13 protein-coding genes are annotated in these 15,487 nt (G+C 72.4%); 2 read left to right on the top strand and 11 right to left on the bottom strand.

Translation table 11 applies throughout. The features are described 5' to 3' along the window. The first annotated feature begins 431 nt into the window (after positions 1–431). The gene (locus ACIBP6_RS38180) at positions 432–1,469 is read left to right on the top strand and encodes an AI-2E family transporter (protein ID WP_397058932.1); all 1,038 of its coding nucleotides are present in this window, start codon (positions 432–434) and stop codon (positions 1,467–1,469) included. Here ACIBP6_RS38180 and ACIBP6_RS38175 read toward each other — a convergent pair. The 10 genes from ACIBP6_RS38175 to ACIBP6_RS38130 all read right to left on the bottom strand — a co-directional run bounded on the left by ACIBP6_RS38175 (position 1,449) and on the right by ACIBP6_RS38130 (position 12,966). Beyond that, entirely contained in the window at positions 1,449–2,600 is a 1,152-nt protein-coding gene (locus tag ACIBP6_RS38175) for a helix-turn-helix domain-containing protein (RefSeq protein WP_397058930.1), read from the bottom strand. The two genes, ACIBP6_RS38180 and ACIBP6_RS38175, sit on opposite strands and share 21 nt — an antisense overlap. Before the next feature lie 646 nt (positions 2,601–3,246). Continuing rightward, positions 3,247–4,101 (bottom strand): hypothetical protein, encoded by an 855-nt coding sequence (locus ACIBP6_RS38170; RefSeq protein WP_397058928.1) that lies wholly within the window; start codon positions 4,099–4,101, stop codon positions 3,247–3,249. A 455-nt stretch (positions 4,102–4,556) separates the two neighbouring features. Beyond that, positions 4,557–5,753, bottom strand: a complete 1,197-nt coding sequence (locus ACIBP6_RS38165) for an ABC transporter permease (RefSeq protein ID WP_397058926.1) — start codon at positions 5,751–5,753, stop codon at positions 4,557–4,559. After that, entirely contained in the window at positions 5,750–6,412 is a 663-nt protein-coding gene (locus tag ACIBP6_RS38160) for an ABC transporter ATP-binding protein (RefSeq protein WP_397058956.1), read from the bottom strand. Before ACIBP6_RS38160 ends, ACIBP6_RS38165 begins: the two co-directional genes overlap by 4 nt. Next, positions 6,412–7,458: a peptidoglycan-binding protein gene (locus tag ACIBP6_RS38155; RefSeq protein ID WP_397058924.1), complete on the bottom strand. Its 1,047-nt coding sequence runs from the start codon at positions 7,456–7,458 to the stop codon at positions 6,412–6,414. Before ACIBP6_RS38155 ends, ACIBP6_RS38160 begins: the two co-directional genes overlap by 1 nt. Further along, entirely contained in the window at positions 7,455–7,970 is a 516-nt protein-coding gene (locus tag ACIBP6_RS38150) for a hypothetical protein (protein WP_397058922.1), read from the bottom strand. The genes ACIBP6_RS38155 and ACIBP6_RS38150 overlap by 4 nt, the downstream gene beginning before the upstream one ends. A 23-nt stretch (positions 7,971–7,993) precedes the next feature. Further along, positions 7,994–9,394 (bottom strand): sensor histidine kinase, encoded by a 1,401-nt coding sequence (locus tag ACIBP6_RS38145; protein WP_397058920.1) that lies wholly within the window; start codon positions 9,392–9,394, stop codon positions 7,994–7,996. Next, positions 9,391–10,068: a response regulator transcription factor gene (locus tag ACIBP6_RS38140; RefSeq protein WP_132619937.1), complete on the bottom strand. Its 678-nt coding sequence runs from the start codon at positions 10,066–10,068 to the stop codon at positions 9,391–9,393. The genes ACIBP6_RS38145 and ACIBP6_RS38140 overlap by 4 nt, the downstream gene beginning before the upstream one ends. A gap of 44 nt (positions 10,069–10,112) precedes the next feature. After that, on the bottom strand, positions 10,113–11,888 hold the full coding sequence (locus ACIBP6_RS38135; protein WP_397058918.1) for a vWA domain-containing protein: 1,776 nt from the start codon (positions 11,886–11,888) through the stop codon (positions 10,113–10,115). Between the two features lie 16 nt (positions 11,889–11,904). Next, positions 11,905–12,966 carry an AAA family ATPase gene (locus ACIBP6_RS38130; protein ID WP_397058916.1) on the bottom strand — a complete coding sequence of 354 codons (1,062 nt, stop codon included), beginning with the start codon at positions 12,964–12,966 and terminating at the stop codon, positions 11,905–11,907. Positions 12,967–13,300: 334 nt separating this feature from the next. Between ACIBP6_RS38130 and erm the strand changes: the two genes are divergently transcribed. Further along, positions 13,301–14,047, top strand: a complete 747-nt coding sequence (gene erm / locus ACIBP6_RS38125; protein WP_397058954.1) for an ErmE/ErmH/ErmO/ErmR family 23S rRNA (adenine(2058)-N(6))-methyltransferase — start codon at positions 13,301–13,303, stop codon at positions 14,045–14,047. Here erm and ACIBP6_RS38120 read toward each other — a convergent pair. Beyond that, positions 14,036–15,421, bottom strand: coding sequence for a hypothetical protein (locus ACIBP6_RS38120; protein WP_397058914.1), 1,386 nt, complete (start codon positions 15,419–15,421; stop codon positions 14,036–14,038). The two genes, erm and ACIBP6_RS38120, sit on opposite strands and share 12 nt — an antisense overlap. Between the last annotated feature and the right edge of the window lie 66 nt (positions 15,422–15,487).

Raw genomic sequence — 15,487 nt, 5'->3', positions numbered from 1 at the left:
CAAAACCGTCAAACAATCTCTTTGACGAGGTGTTGCATGAAAATCATGCACTGGCTTTTAACACACTGTTGAGTTCTCAAGAAACGGACGCGTACTTCCTCACCAGAACCACTTTCGTGATCCCCGCTCGGAGGCGTTCATTTCGTCTTTCGTTGTGGCTTTATTCTTTCAGCCGTTCAAGTTCCTGTCAAATTGACCGGACTTGCTCGATCTGCGGGAATTAAGCCTGCCCCCTTTCGGAGACAACCCCTCAAACTTACCAGCCGTTCGGAGTGGACGCGCACGCCTCACCGTCACGATGAAGTCTGGAGGTCGTCCCCAAGTGAGCACGACGATCAACGCCGTTCTCGTGGGGACTGGTGAACTCTATGTACGCCTCCCGGAACCGTCAAATCGACGGTTCGCGCCCGCACCGCGGGTAGGTAGGGGGCGTGCCAGATCAACCCCTGCCCAGGGCGCTCACCATCCTGCTGGGCATGGCGGCGGCGGTGGTCGTGCTGTTCGGGATCCGCGAGGTCGCGTCCATCGCCGGTCCTGTCGTGCTCGCGCTCGTCCTCGTGATCGCCGTCTCACCCGTACGCAGCTGGCTCGCCGCCCGGCGGGCACCCGTCTGGCTTCAGGTGGCGGTGCCGTTCCTCATCGTCGTGCTCGTGCTGCTCGGCATGGTGGGCATCCTGACCATCTCGGCCACCGAGCTCGCCGCGCTGCTGCCCACGTACACCACGCAGTTCGAGAGGCTGCTGGCCGACGCCCAGGCGTGGGCCGCCGCGCACGGGATCAGCAACGAGGTGCTCAACCGAGGGCTGGAGGCGTTCGACCCAGGGCGGGTGCTGGGGCTGGTGCAGATCCTGCTCGGCAGCCTGATCGGGGTGCTGTCGGCGTTGTTCCTCGTCGTGATCCTGCTGCTGGCGATGTCGCTCGACGCGCCGATGACGGCGAAGGTCCTCACCAGCGGCGGGGGCAGCCGGCCGCAGCTGGTGACGGCGCTGGGGACGTTCGCGCACAAGACGCGGCGTTACCTGATCGTCTCGACGATCTTCGGGCTGATCAACGCGGTGCTCGACATGCTCGCGCTGTCGCTGCTGGACGTGCCGTTGCCGCTGCTGTGGGGTGTGCTCGCGCTCATCGCCAACTACATCCCGAACATCGGGTTCGTCATCGCGCTGCTGCCGCCGACCATGCTCGCCCTGCTGGACGGCGGTGTACAGACGATGGTGCTGGTCATCGTGGCCTACAGCGTCATCAACGTCGTCACGCAGTCGTTCATCCTGCCGAAGTTCCTGGGGGATGCCGTGGGGCTCACGACGACGATGACGTTCGTCTCGCTGATCGTCTGGACGTTCGTGCTGGGGCCGCTGGGCGCGATCCTCGCGATCCCGCTGAGTCTGCTGACGCGGGCGGTGCTGATCGACAGCGACCCCAGCGCCGGGTGGGCGCAGGCGCTCGTGTCAGGCCGCCCGCGCGGGTGACAGGAGGCTGCGCATCGGTACGCCGCTGAGGCGTCTCACGTCGTGGGCCAGGTGGGCCTGGTCGGCGTAGCCCGCCGTGACGGCCACCTCCGCCAGTGGGACGCCCGCGCGGGCCAGCCGCAGGGCGTGCTGGAAGCGGAGGATGCGCTGGAGGGTCTTCGGCGCGTAGCCGAACGCGGTCAGGCCGCGGCGGTGGAGCTGGCGCTCGCTGTATCCCAGGTCGCTTGCCACCTCGGCGACCGAGCGGCCCGCGCGCAGGGCCGCGGCGATGGCGGGGGCGGCCGGGTCGGTCGCGCCCGGCCCCATCCTCGTCAGCCGGCTCCGGACCGCGGCCCGCATCAGGTCGAGCCGCGCCTCGACGTCGACGGCATCCCCGCGAGCGGACGCGTAGACGCCTCGGGTAGGAGACACCGATCCGTCGAAGGCTCTCCCACTCGAGGTGGACCCGGTCAAGGCTCTCCCGCGCGACCCTCGCCTGTCGGCGACTCCCCCGCCGGACGCGGTCGCGGCCAAGGCGCGCCCATCCGTCGTCGGCCTGTCGAGGGCCTCTCCACCGGACGCGGCCCTGGTGAACCCACGCCGACGCGGTGCCGCCCCGAAGGCCTCCTCGACCGAGGCGGATCCGGCGAAGGCGCGCGCATGGGGCGCGGGCCCGTCGAAGACGGCTCCAGGCGACCTCGGCCCGTCGAGCGTGAGCGGGTGCGACGCCGCTTCGCCGAGGGCGTGCGTACGGGAGGTGGGACCGGGGTGGGTCAGGACGGCGGGGAGCTCGGCGAGGGAGAGGACATGGGGGACGTCGGTGGTGGGGAAGAGGGCGTCCGTGACGGTGAGGACGTCCGGGAGATCGCTGAGGGCGACGCGCTGGTCGCGGAGCTCAGGGAGCGGGAGGCCGAAGATGCCGCCCGCCGCACCGGGCCGGAAGCGGATGCCCGCCAGCACCTCGCCCGGCCCGACGGCTGCGGGCATGGGGCCGGTGTCGGGGCCCGCCACGAACAGGCCCTCGGGCCCCCAGATGAGGTCGACGCACGCGTCGGGCACCACGAGCCGGCTGCCCACCGTCTCGCTGACGTGCACCCACTCGCACGCGACGCGGCCGGCGAGGTCAGGGGTTGCGGACCGTTCGGCGTACATGCCCCCACCGTACGCAGCCGGTCCGACAGAACGAGGCCGCCCCACAGACGACCGCGGTCCAACAGGGCAGGTCACCCCGGCAGGCAGTCCCCGCTGAGAGACCACGGGTCCCTCGGCGACGACCGGGGGTCAGCTCGGCCGTAAGCCGGACGCCGGGCGGTGGGAGGTCGGGCAGAAGGTGGCTGTGGACGGGCCGGTTGCGCGGAAGTGACCGTAGGAGGGTGTTGCGCAGTCGGGCCGGGCGCCGGGGTGGCCAGGATCCGAGACCTTGCCGTGGAGCAACGCCCGGGCCGGGTCAATGGGGAAGCGGTCCGCCCTTGCTTCGCCCGATCGGGTCGCGCTCGCCTCCCTCCGAACCGGCTGGTGCTCGCCTGACCGAAAGGCAGCCATGGCCGAGCGCCCGCAGGTATAGCGGAAAGGCAGGGTCCGATGGGTCCAGGGGGAAAGCCAGGGTCCCTGGTCCGAGGGGAAAGCCAGGGTCCCTGGTCCAGGCTGAAGGCGCAGCTCCGTGGGTCCGCGCCGATGGAATCAGGCGGAAAGGCCCGGGTTGGGTGGGTCGGGAGAAGGCGGGCATGGGCCGGCGTCGGGCGGAGGGGTGGCCGTGGGCGGGCGGGTGCCGGTTCGGTGGCATGGCGGAGGTAGGGGGTCAGGTGGCGAGGCGGGTGTAGGTGTGGAGGGTGTTGAGGCGGTGGACGGTCAGGTAACCGCCCCATTCGTGTTCCACCAGCGGGGTCCACATGGGCCAGTTGCCGTTCCAGCCGCCCTCCGGGGACTGGGCGGCGAGGAGGGCGTCGAGGTGGGTGTCCAGGACGTCCTGGGAGAACAGGGGCAGGCGCAGGGGCTCGGGGGCGAAGTCCAGCGGGAAGTGCGCCTCCCCTTGCGCGTGCGGGTCGAAGGTCACGGTCGCCAGGATGGCCTCGCGCAGCCGGTCGAACTCGGTCTCCGCCCGCCCCCGATCCGACACGTGCTCCAGGAACGGCACCACCGCGCGTGCCACGTACGGGGTCGTCTCCTGGAGGGCGGCGATGCTCGACCAGCAGAACTCCGTCGCGGGCGCCAGCCACGGATGGGAGATGCCGTGCTTGTGCAGCAGCGCGGCGAGGGAGGCGGTGGGGATGAGGTGGCCGGGCGGGTCGTCGTCCGGCTCCCACCAGGGGGCGTGCGGCGCCTCCCGGGCGGAGGGCAGGACGAACGGGACGCCGCCGTCGGGCGTGGTGACGGAGGCGAGGTAGTCGCAGGCGGCGGGCACCATGGGCGAGTCGAACGCGTCGAGCTGGTCGAGGATCCAGAACGCCACCTCGACCGGCTCCGGCTGGCTGCCCGGGCCGCGCAGGTCGGGCTCCAGCGCGTGGCCGAACCCGCCGTCGGCGTTCTGGTAGCAGCGCAGGGCGTCGAGCACGCGTTCGCGGGAGCCGCCACGGAACAGCGCCTCGAAGCGCAGCCGGTCGATCAGCCTGCCGTGCAGGTGCAGGTAGCGCTCCGCGCGGTCGAGTATGTCCATGGCTCCCCCTGTATCGGCGACGAATCGTGACGCGACGCTACCCCGTACGGGGCGGGGTTCTCTTGTCACAATCGGACATGCTGAGGAGCGACGGCGGTGGGACGTCGAAGTGACGCGGCGGCGATGCTGCCCGCCGCGCACCGGCCGGCCGAGCCATGCGGGCCGGCTGGGTGACGCAGGAGCCGCAGGCGCACCTGCCGCCTCACCCGCGGCGCGTGCCGGGCTGGGAGGTGCTGGGCGAGCGGCTGCTGCGAGGTGCGGGCCCGGCCCGAGACGGAGCTCCTCGGCATCGAGGCGCACCGCGCCGTGATCAGGCTCCTGTCGGTGATCGCGGAGCCCTCCTTCCTGGTACGGCAGGCCGGTGACGGCGTCTTCGAGTGCGTGACGGGCGTGATGCCCGGCGACCCGCGGGGTACCGGTCGCACGGGCACCTCGTCCGCGTCGTCGTGGAGCCGTCAGGGGGTGGCCAGGGCCTCGGTGGGTGACATGCGGGCAGCGCGGACGGCCGGGTAGAAGCCGGCCGCGCCGCCGATGACGAGGGTGGCGGCCACACCGCCGAGCATGGCCCATCCGGGCACGATCGCCGGCCAGCCGCGCAGTCCCGCGTAAGCGGCCGTGACACCGATGCCGAGCAGCACGCCGCCGACGCCGCCGATGGCCGACAGCAGCAGCGACTCGGCCAGGAACTGCGCGCGGATCTGCCCGCGCGTGGCGCCGAGTGAGCGGCGCAGGCCGATCTCGGCGCGGCGTTCCAGCACGGAGATGACCATGGTGTTGGCCACGCCGACGCCGCCGACCAGCAGGGCGACGCCGCCGAGGCCGAGCAGGAGCGCGTTCAGTGCGGCGTCGGTGGCCTGCTTGGCGGCCAGGACGTCGGACGGCCTGGAGACCTCGACCTCGTTGGGCTGCTGCGGGTTCGCGGTGGCGGCGAGCACGTCGCGCACCTGGACGACGTACGCCTCCTCCGCCCTGGCGTAGACGGTGGTGGCGTAGCCGTCGAAGCCGAGGCGTTCCTCCGCGACGGGCCAGCCGACCAGCGCGGCCGTGTCGAGCTCCGGCGCGAGCGGCACGGGGCCGAGCACGCCCACGACGGTGAACCACTGCCCGCCGAGCCAGACCCGCTGGTCGGGCCCCGGCCGGACGACGCCGAGCCGGTCGGCGGCCTTCGCGCCGAGGACGGTGGCCGGATAGCGGTGGGTGGCCTCGTTCAGCCAGGCGCCGGCGGTGACGGCGGCGCCGACGTCGCGCAGGAGGTCGAGGCGGGCGGCGGTGACCGCGATGGCGCCCGACTCGGCCTCGGGGACGTGGTCGTTGCGGTACACCTTGGCCGGCGTGGCGCCGGTCGCGGTGACCGCGGTGACGGGGCCGATCTGGCCGATCATGCCCTCGGCCTCCTCGGGCAGCTGGGACGACTCGCCGAACAGGGATTGGCCGGGCGAGACGGTGAGCAGGTTCGTGCCGAGCGCTTCGAGCCGCCGGTTGAGGTCCTCCTGGCTGGAGGCGGAGATGCCGACGACGCCGATCATGGCGGCGATGCCGATGGCGATCCCGAGCGCCGACAGGAACACCCGCAGCGGCCTGGATCGCAGGCCGGCCCCGCCGGTCCTGAGCACGTCGCGCGGCCGCATGCGGGCGGGGGTCAGGACGCTCATGTCAGCGCCCCCTGCACGATCCCGCCGTCGAGCATCTCGACGCGGCGGGGCAGCGAGGCGGCAATGTCGCGGTCGTGGGTGATGACGACGACGGTGGTGCCGCCCGCGTGCAGGTCGCGCAGCAGGTCCATGACGCCGGCGCCGGAGCGGGAGTCGAGGTTGCCGGTCGGCTCGTCGGCGAGCAGCAGCCGCGGGCGACCGGCGACCGCGCGGGCGATGGCGACGCGCTGCCGTTCGCCGCCGGACAGCTCGTGCGGGCGGTGGCCGACCCGGTGCGCGAGGCCCACCCGTTCCAGTGCCTCGTACGCGCGCCGCCGCCGTTCGCGCAGGGGCGGGCCGGCGTACAGCAGGCCGTCGGCCACGTTGTCCAGCGCGGGCACGCCGGGGGCTAGGTGGAACTGCTGGAAGACGAAGCCGATGACGTTCGCGCGCAGGGCGGACAGCTGCCGGTCGGTGAGGGAGAGCACGTCATGGCCGGCGATGCGGACGACGCCGCCGGACGGGCGGTCGAGGGTGCCGAGCAGGTGCAGCATGGTCGACTTGCCCGAGCCGGACGGCCCCGAGATGGCGACGAGCTCGCCCTCGCCGACAGCCAGGGAGACGCCGCGCAGGGCGGTGACGTCGCCGTACAGCTTGGTCACGTCGTGGAGTTCGGCGATCACGCGGGCACCGCCACGGTCGTGCCCTCCTCCAGACCGGTCACCTCGACCTGGCCGTCGGCGAACAGGCCGGTCTCGACGGCGACGTAGCGGGTGGCGGCGCCGTCGACGACCTGGACGCCGTAGCCGCCCTCGGCCAGGGCGAGCAGCGCGCCGACGGGGACCGCGAGGACGTCCTCCCGCCGGTCGGCGACGATCGTGACGTCCACGGGGGCCGCGTCGTACGCCTTCTTGAGGCCGGTCACGGACAGCGTGACCTCGACGGTGGTGGCGGTGTCGTCGCCGGTGCCCTGGGCGGCGACCTTGCCGACGCGGCTGATCTCGCCGTCCACCGTGGTGCCGTCGGGCAGCTCGACGGTGGCCTCCATGCCCTTGCGGACGAGGTGTTCGTCGGCCACGTCGAGGTCGACGCGGACCTCGCGGCGGGTGCCGGTGGCGGTGAGCACGGGGCCGCTCGCGCCGTCGCCGAGCGCCTTCTTCAGGTCGGCGACGCGCAGCGGCCCGCGGGCGACCACGACGTCGCCGGGCTCGACCTGGCCGGTGACGTCGAGGCCGAGGTCGTCCTGCCAGTCCTCGACGGCCTCACGGGTGGCCCAGGTGAAGGTGCCGTCCACGTCGAAGCCCTCGTAGCCGAGCTTGCCGAGGTTGCGTTCGAGGAGCTCGACGTCCTTGCCCTCGACGCCGTCGCGCAGGGTGCGGTAGAGGGGCATGGTGCCGTACAGGAGGGGGCGGCGGTCGGCGTCCACGCTGTAGACGGCGTGGCCGCGGGTGACTGTGGAGCCCTCCGAGGGGAGCCAGGTGATCGTGCCCTGCGACCTGGCGGTGACGGTGATCGGGTCGCCGTAGCCGAGGGTGCCGTCCACGGTCTTGGTCTCGGTGAGCGTCGTACGGACGACCTGGGCGGTGGCGGGGGGCGTGCGGCCGGCCACCGCCGGGGCGGGGTCGCCGCCGAAGCCGGCCACGGCGGCCGCCACGGCGGCGGCGAGCAGCGCGGCGCCGCCGCTCCAGGCGAGCAGCCGCAGCGGCCGGCGCGGGTCCTGCGTCACTTGCCCACTCCCAGCTTGGGGAACGCCTTGCCGCAGACCTCGAAGGCCTTCTCGAACGCGGGGTCATTCCTCGTGAAACCGCGCATGGCGCCCGAGGGGAACCTGCCGTCGGCGGTGGGGTCGGGCATGTCCACGCCGTTCTCGCGCATGCATCGGGCCAATTCGCGCAGTTTGTCGACCTGCTCCGGGTCGATCTCTCCGCGGTCCTTGAACGGCGCGTGCGCGCGGCACGCCTCGGTGGCCTCTTTGAGCTTCTTCTTGTCGACGTCCTTGATGACTGTGCTGAGACCGCCGCCTCCGTCGGCGCCCGGGTCCTCCATGGGGATTCCGTGCTCGCGCATGCACTGGGCGAACTTCCTGCCCTGCTCCGCGCGGTCGGCGGTGGGGGTCGCGCCGGCGCTCGCGGCGGGCTCGGCGGAGGCCGCCGTGACGGAGGCGACGCCCGTGCCGCTCTGCGCTCCGCAGCCGGTGGCCACGACGGCCAGGGCGGTGACGATGAGTGTTCTTCTCATGCGCCCAACGTGCCGGGCGCGCTTCAACGCGGGCTGGGAGCCGCCTCGGAGTCAGGTAGGAACACGCGGAACGCGGCGCCCGCGCCGGGCCGGGCGTCGACCTCGACGCGACCGCCGTGGGCGCGGACGATGGCGGCGACGATGGCCAGGCCCAGCCCGGCGCCGCCGTCGGCGCGGGAGCGGCCGTGGCCGACCCGGTAGAGGCGGTCGAACAGGCGCGGCACGTGCTCGGGCGGGATGCCGGGGCCGGTGTCGGCCACCTCCAGCACGGCCGCGCCGTCCGTACGGCCCACCCGTACGGTGACGTCGGCGTCGGGCGGGGTGTGGCAGAGGGCGTTGCCGACGAGGTTGGCGGCCACCTGGCGCAGGCGGGCCTCGTCGCCGACGACGGAGACGGGGGCGAGCGCGCCGCCGAAGCCGGCCAGCCTGACGTGCCGCTCCGGCACGCGGACGCGGGCGTCGCGGATCGTGTCGGCGGCCACCTCCAGCAGGTCGACGGGCCCGCGGTCGAGCGGGCGTTCCTCGTCGAGCTGGGCCAGCGTGAGCAGGTCGTTGACGAGCACGCCCATCCGGGCGGCCTCGTCCTCGATCCTGCGCATGGCCTCGCCGGCGTCGCCGCCCCTGCGGTGCAGCTCGGCGAAGCCGCGTACGGAGGTGAGCGGGGTGCGCAGCTCGTGGGAGGCGTCGGCGAGGAAGCGCCGCATGCGGGTCTCGGAGTCGGTGCGCGCGGCGATCTCGGACTGGAGGCGGTCGAGCATCACGTTCATGGCCGTGGCCAGGCGGCCCGGCTCGGTGTGCGGGTCGCGGGCGTGGACCCGGCGGGCGAAGTCGCCGCGGGCGATCTGCCCGGCGGTGGCCTCCATCCGGGTCAGGGGGCGCAGGCCCAGGCGTACGACGGCGTTGGCGGCCAGGCCGATGAGGAGCAGCGTGACCGCGCTCACCGCGACGGCGATGGCGATGGCGGAGGTCTCGGTCTGCTCCAGCTCGGCCAGCGACTGGGCGATCACCCAGGTGTTGCCGTTCGGCAGCTCGACGGCGTGCAGGCGCCACGGGTGGTCGGCGGTGCCGGGCACGGTGTACGTGACGCCGGTCCGCAGGTCGTCGATGACCGGGCGGTCGTCGACGGCGGTGTCGGCCTCAAGCTTGCCGTCGGGCGTGAAGATCATCACCAGCTGGGCGGACGCGAGCCGCTTGGCCAGCAGCTCGGAGACGGCGTCGGAGCGGACCGGCTGGGCCGGGAACACCAGATCGCCCTTCGTCTTGCCGACCTTGGCCAGCTGCTCGATCTGCCGGTCCACCCGGCCCATCATGTTGTCGCGCAGCAACGCGATGCCGACCACGTTGGACAGCACCAGCCCGAGCGTGGCGAGCCCGAGCACGGCCATGACCAGCCGGGTGCGCAGGCTCCAGGCGGCGGGCCTCACCGCGGGATCCTCAGGGTGTAGCCGACGCCGCGCACGGTGTGGATGAGCTGCGGCTCGAACTTGTCGATCTTCTTGCGCAGGTAGTAGACGTACGACTCGACGATGCTGGAGTCGCCGTCGAAGTCGTAGCGCCAGACGCTGTCGAGGATCTGCGCCTTGCTCACCACCCGGCCGGCGTTCGCCAGCAGGTATTCGAGCAGGTTGAACTCGGTGGGCGACAGGTCCACCGGCACGCCCGCCCGCCGTACCTCGTGGGCCTGCGGGTCGAGCTCCAGGTCGGCGTAGCGCAGGACGTCGTCCTCGGGGCGGGAGCGGTTGCGGCGCAGGATGGCGCGGATGCGCAGCACGACCTCCTCCAGGCTGAACGGCTTGGCCACGTAGTCGTCGGCGCCGAGCGTGAGCCCTTGGACGCGGTCCTCGACGCGGTCGCGGGCGCTGAGGAACAGCACGGGGACGCGCTCGCCGAGCCGCCTGGCGACCTCGAACCCGTCGATGTCCTCCAGCATCACGTCGAGCACCACGATGTCGGGCCGGAACTCCCTGGCGGCCGTCACCGCCTCCGCGCCGGTCTCCGCCGTCCTGACCTCGAACGAGACCAGGCGCAGGGTCTGGGACAGCAGGGCGCGGATGTTCGGCTCGTCGTCGACGACGAGCACCCGGGCGGGTCGGTCCATGGGTAAAGGTGTACCCGAGTCAGCTCAATGCCAGCTCAAAGCCGTTATTTCAGGAAGAACACCGGTCCGCGGGCCCGGAAGGGCAGCGAGGCGCCCTGCGGCAGCAGGAAGGCGTGCTCCCTGCGGACGCGCAGCACGTCGCACTGCCCGTCGGTGATCAGCAGGATGGGCCCGTCGGGCGGGAAGTCGTCGGCGCGTTCGAGCAGCCTGACGCCCGGCTGGAGCACGGTGCCGCCCCGGCCGCGGACCCGCACCTTGCCCGCGATCTCCTCGACCGGCAGGTATCCGGCGTCGTACGCGGCCGCGTCGCAGAAGACCACTCGGGCGCGGGGCACGTCGCGGGCGGCGGCGTAGGAGGCGATCGCGCCGAGCGCCTTGCCGAGCAGCTTCACGTCCATGGAGCCCGAGGTGTCCAGGACGACGCCGAACGTCCGCCTGCGGACGACCTCCTCCGGCCGGACCCTGCCGGGCCGCGGGATGTCGGGGCTCGACGCCTGCCTGCGGGAGGCGCGGGCGTAGGAACGCCGCCGCTCCTCGGGCTGGAAGTGCTCGTCGAACCAGCGTGCGAGCTGGGCGTCCCAGGGCAGCGGCGGCTGGTCGAGCGCGCGGATCTCCTGCTCCAGCCCGGCGGGCACGAACCCGCGTCCGCTGGTGTGGTGGTAGGCCAGGCCGTTGCGCAGCGCGTTGCGGTAGTACTCGTCGAGGTCGACGTAGCGGCCCCGGCGGCGCGGCGGGCGGTCGAGCACATCACCGAGCCCGCGTCCGCGCAGGGTGGCGAGTTTACGCACGCGCCGCAGGTCGCCGGCGATCCGGTCGTAGACGGCCTCGGCGGACATGCCGCTCAGCGACTGGTCGAACAGCAGCCCTTCCGGCATCTCGCCGACGCCCATCTCGACCAGCCAGCCGTTGATCACGTAGTCGCAGGCGACGTTCCACAGGTACGGCTCGCGCAGCCCGGCCCGCTCGCCGTGGCGCAGCGCGGCGTGCAGCATCTCGTGGGCCAGCACGAACCGCCATTCGAGCGCGGAGTGCCGGGCGAGCGGGTTGACGTAGATCTCACCGGCCTCGGCGCTGACCGCGGCGATCGAGATGTCCCAGCCCCTGGCCAGCTCCACGTCGGAGACGATCGTCATGCCGCTGGCCAGCGCGCCGAGCAGCGGATAGGACGACATGAACCAGCGCAGCGCCGCGTCCCAGGGCCCCTTCACGTGGCCGTCGGCGGTGGTGCGCGGCGCGCCGGCCCGGTCGAGCGCGGCGGTGGCCGCCCCGGCGACGCCGATCGCGAACGAGCGCTGGAAGCCGAGATGCTCGGCCAGCTTCGCGGAGCCGATCCGGAAATCGGGCTCGCCGACGGGCTTGAACGGCTCTGGCACACCGAGCCTGCGCCACCGTTCGGACAGCGTCACCTCGTCGTTCTCCGGCAGCTCGGCGGGCAGCGGTTCGGGACAGCGGCCGATCTTGAGTGTGCGCAGGAACCGCTCCACGGCCACGCAGCAGGCGGCGTGGTAGGCGGGGTCGGGGCGGTCCGCGTCGATGTCCTTGAGGGCGCACGTGCGCGGATCGGCGTGGCCGAAGCCCACGTGGAGCAGGAGGTGGGCGAAGACCCACGACCACTCCTCGGCGGGGGCGCGGCGCTTGGGGTGGAACCGGACGTCGCCGTGGTCGGTGACGATCGCCCAGGTGTCGCCGGACAGCTCGCCGTCGCCGGCGTCGTACAGACGGCTGCGGAAGACGCGGAACAGCGGCAGGTCGACCGCGGCGTGCCAGCCCTTGAGCACCTCCGCCCGCCACGGGTCGACCTTTGCTCTGCGCCTGGTCAAGACCGGCTCACGATGCTCACGATCGAGCGGCCATCAGCCGCGGCACGTCCCTGGCGACCTCGACGAGGAACCAGGTGGGCAGCGCGGGCGCGCCGTCGGCGTCGTTCGCGATGACCAGCTGGGCGCATTCGAGCGAGATCTCGGCCAGCTCCACCAGCAGCGTCTTGGCGCGGAAGCCCAGGTCGCGGCCGCTGCCGGAGGCGCCGCGCTTGTCGGCGGGCAGCTCCTTGACCAGACGGGCGCGGAACGCCTCGGCCAGGAAGTAGAGCAGGTCGCGCTCCTCCGGCCGCCGGGGCCAGGGCGCCTCCCCCTTCAGCACAGCCTCCAGGTCGTACGCGTGCCGCACGGTCTTGACGTAGGCGCGGAAGGCGGAGGCGTGCTCGGTGGTGAGCGTGCCGAACGCGAGCGTGGCGAGGGTCTCATCGGCGATGTCGTCGCCGTACGAGCCGAGCACGTCGGACAACATGTGCCAGGCCCGTGGCGAGGAGAACGGCTCCTCGGTCTTCGGCGGCGGGCTCCACAGGTGGTCGGGCCGCTGCACGAGGTAGTCGACGATCCACGGATGGACGCCGTGCTCGGCCGCCCACTTCAGCCAGTCGTCGGCCGAGGCCCGCAGATGGATGTGGACCAGGCGGTTGATCAGCGCGGAGGCCATCGGGCGGGCCAGCGCGTTGTCGGTGGCCCGGTTGCCGGCGCCGATCACCACGGACCCGGCCGGCAGCTCGTACGTGCCGATCCTGCGGTCGAGGATCAGTGAGTAGAACGCCTTCTGCACCTCGGGCGCGGAGGCGTTGAGCTCGTCGAGGAAGAGGCAGTAGGGCTCGTCCCTGGCGATCGACTCGGGCGGCGCGAACCGGCTGCGGCCGTCGACCAGCTCGGGCACGCCGATCAGGTCTTCGGGGGCGAGCTGGGTGCCGAGCAGGGTCACGCACTCCAGGCCGAGCGCAGCGGCGAAGTCGCGCACCAGCGAGCTCTTGCCGATGCCGGGCGCCCCCCACAGGAACACCGGCCGGACCACGGCGACGTGCAGCAACAGCTCGGGGAGCTGCGCCGGAGTCACCGTGATCGTCGCTTGCACGGTCTCCAGAGTGGCGAATCCGGTGCGCCGCGCGCATCCCATTTATTCGGTTGCCCGCCGGACGGGCCGCTGCATAGCGTGGCCGGCATGTCATGCATATCCGCCTGCACCGTGTTCATGCGCATCCGCCACAGCCGGGCCCTGGCCCGCTGACGGACGCGGTGACATCAGACTGATCTGAGCCGGCGCGTCCGCACGCGCGTGCCCAGGGCCCTTCGAGACCTGTCGAATCTCGAGGACCCAGAAGGGCAGTGCTGTGGCGAAGACTTTCGCGCACGGAAACTATTCACACACCCAGAAGAAGGCCAAGAACAGCGGCGGCGGCCGCACGCCCGTGGACCGGGCGCGGCGTACGCTCTCGCAGAACTTCATGGTCGACGAGCATGCCGTCGAGCTGATGATCAAGGCCGCCGCTCCGGAAGGGCTCGTGCTGGAGCCCGGCGCGGGCGAGGGCGTGCTCACCTTCGCGCTGGCCGAGGCGGGCGCGCGGGTCATCGCGTACGAGGTCGATCCCCGGCTGGCCGGCCGGCTGGCCTCGCGTACGCGTGACGACTCCCGCATCACGGTGGTCAGGGGCGACTTCACGGCCGCGCGGGCGCCGCGCGAACCGTTCGCGGTCGCGGGGAACATCCCCTACGCGATCACGTCGAAGATCGTCGACTGGTGCCTGCGGGCGCCGTCACTGACCTCGGCGACCCTGCTCACGCAGCGGGAGTACGCCCGCAAGCGCACCGGCGACTACGGCCGCTGGAGCCTGGTCACGGTGGAGTCGTGGCCGTGGTTCCACTGGCGGCTGGGCGACACGGTCGGCAGGGAGGCGTTCCGTCCCGTGCCGTCGGTCGACTCGGCGATCCTGCGGATGGAACGCAGGCCCGAGCCTCTCGTGGCGGAGCGGCGCTCGTACCAGGAGCTGGTCGAGCTGGGCTTCGGCGGCGTCGGCGGATCGGTGCGGGCCTCGTTGAAAGCCCGTTACGACCGGGTGGACGCCGCGCTGGAGGCCGCGGGCGTGGCCCGTGACGCCGTCGTCGGGCACGTCCACCCCGACCAGTGGGTCACCCTGTGGGGGCGCCTATGCCGATGACGCGGCCGTGAGCCTGCCCGGCGCGGCAGGCGGAGGCCCTGGGGCCGTCGAGACGCGGCGGTCCCACGGCATCGCCAGCGCCAGGATCGGCAGCAGCACGATCGACGCGCGTGACCAGTACGAATGCAGCGCCCACCAGGTGTTGACGTCGAACTGCGTCATGTAGAGGTAGCCGTAGCCGGACCAGAGGCAGACGGCGAGGATGGCCGGCCAGGCGAACCTGGTCGGCCGCGCGATCAGGAACGGCATGAACCACAGCAGGTACTGGGCGCCCAGCCGGGGCGTCATCACCATGAAGACGAGCAGGACGGCCGTGGTCAGGTCGATCGGGTCGGCGCGCCGCCACACGAAGAGAACGACGATGACGCTGACGTAGATGAGGTTGGTGCCGAACGACGCCAGGTCGGGGCGCAGCGCCCAGTCGCCGCCGGTGAACCACGGCGTCCAGCCGTATTCGCCGACGATGGGCCGGATGTCGCGGATGGTGTCGATGACCGCCGGGATCTGCTGGAGCGACGTACCGGCGAAGACCGGCAGCGTGACGAGGAAGAACAGCGGCACCAGCCCGGTGGTGAACAGCGCGGCGATCCGGGCCCGCAGGCCGGGCAGGAGCAGCAGCATGCCGGGGATCAGCCAGATCGGCCAGCTCTTGGCGCACAGCGCGAGCCCCATCAGCACCCCGGCCAGGGCGCCGCGCCGCAGGTGGGCGCGGTCGTCGGGGCCGGGCAGCAGCGCGCGGTGCAGCATGCCGCCGGGGCCGAGCACCCGCGGGATCGAGCCGCGCACGCCGTACGCCGTCACGCCGCCGCGCACCCTGGCCACCACGTCGGTCACCATGCCGGGCCGCTCGGGATCGCCGGGGCCGCGGGCGACCACGAACGCGGCCACGCCGAACACGAGCGCGACCGGCTCGACCTGGCCGTGGACGCAGGCGATGAGCACGGCGAGCGGGTTGAGCGCGTACTGCAGGGCGCGCAGCGACGCCTTCGGGCCGCCGGCCAGCTTGGCGACCAGCGGGATCAGCACGATGTCGGAGACCACGGTGACCAGGCGGCCGGCGTATTCCCACGGGATGCCGAGCCACAGCAGGATGCCGTAGACGTAGGGGATGGTCGGCAGGAAGTGCCAGCCGCCCTCGCTGGCCAGCACCGGGTCCTGCCCGCGGAGCACGGCCTCGCCCGCGGGTTTGAAGCTCTCCACGAAGTCGACGGGCTGCCAGGTGTCGACCGCGGAGGTGCACATGATGAGCACACGGATGGCCGCGCCCACGAGGATGGCGACGACGAGCGGAGGGCGCCAGTCGCGCCACTGGGCGACCAGGGCGAGGGTGACACCGGCGACGAGGACGATCCCCGTGAGAAGTGCGTAATCCATGGCGGGCTCTAGCCTGCCGCAACATGGGGAGTCCTGCCACCTGGGCTTGCCATTCCTATCCCCGAC

It is taken from the genome of Nonomuraea terrae (assembly GCF_044465245.1).
Taxonomy (GTDB): Bacteria; Actinomycetota; Actinomycetes; order Streptosporangiales; family Streptosporangiaceae; genus Nonomuraea; species Nonomuraea terrae.
Note: the sequence above shows the minus strand (reverse complement) of the source record. Positions and strands in the feature narration are given on the sequence as shown.

Excerpts from the sequence above, each read along its gene's own strand:
- ACIBP6_RS38175 (WP_397058930.1), bottom strand. The coding sequence starts at position 2,600 with ATGTACGCCGAACGGTCCGCAACCCCTGACCTCGCCGGCCGCGTCGCG.
- ACIBP6_RS38170 (WP_397058928.1), bottom strand. The coding sequence starts at position 4,101 with ATGGACATACTCGACCGCGCGGAGCGCTACCTGCACCTGCACGGCAGG.
- ACIBP6_RS38165 (WP_397058926.1), bottom strand. The coding sequence starts at position 5,753 with ATGAGCGTCCTGACCCCCGCCCGCATGCGGCCGCGCGACGTGCTCAGG.
- ACIBP6_RS38150 (WP_397058922.1), bottom strand. The coding sequence starts at position 7,970 with ATGAGAAGAACACTCATCGTCACCGCCCTGGCCGTCGTGGCCACCGGC.
- ACIBP6_RS38140 (WP_132619937.1), bottom strand. The coding sequence starts at position 10,068 with ATGGACCGACCCGCCCGGGTGCTCGTCGTCGACGACGAGCCGAACATC.
- ACIBP6_RS38120 (WP_397058914.1), bottom strand. The coding sequence starts at position 15,421 with ATGGATTACGCACTTCTCACGGGGATCGTCCTCGTCGCCGGTGTCACC.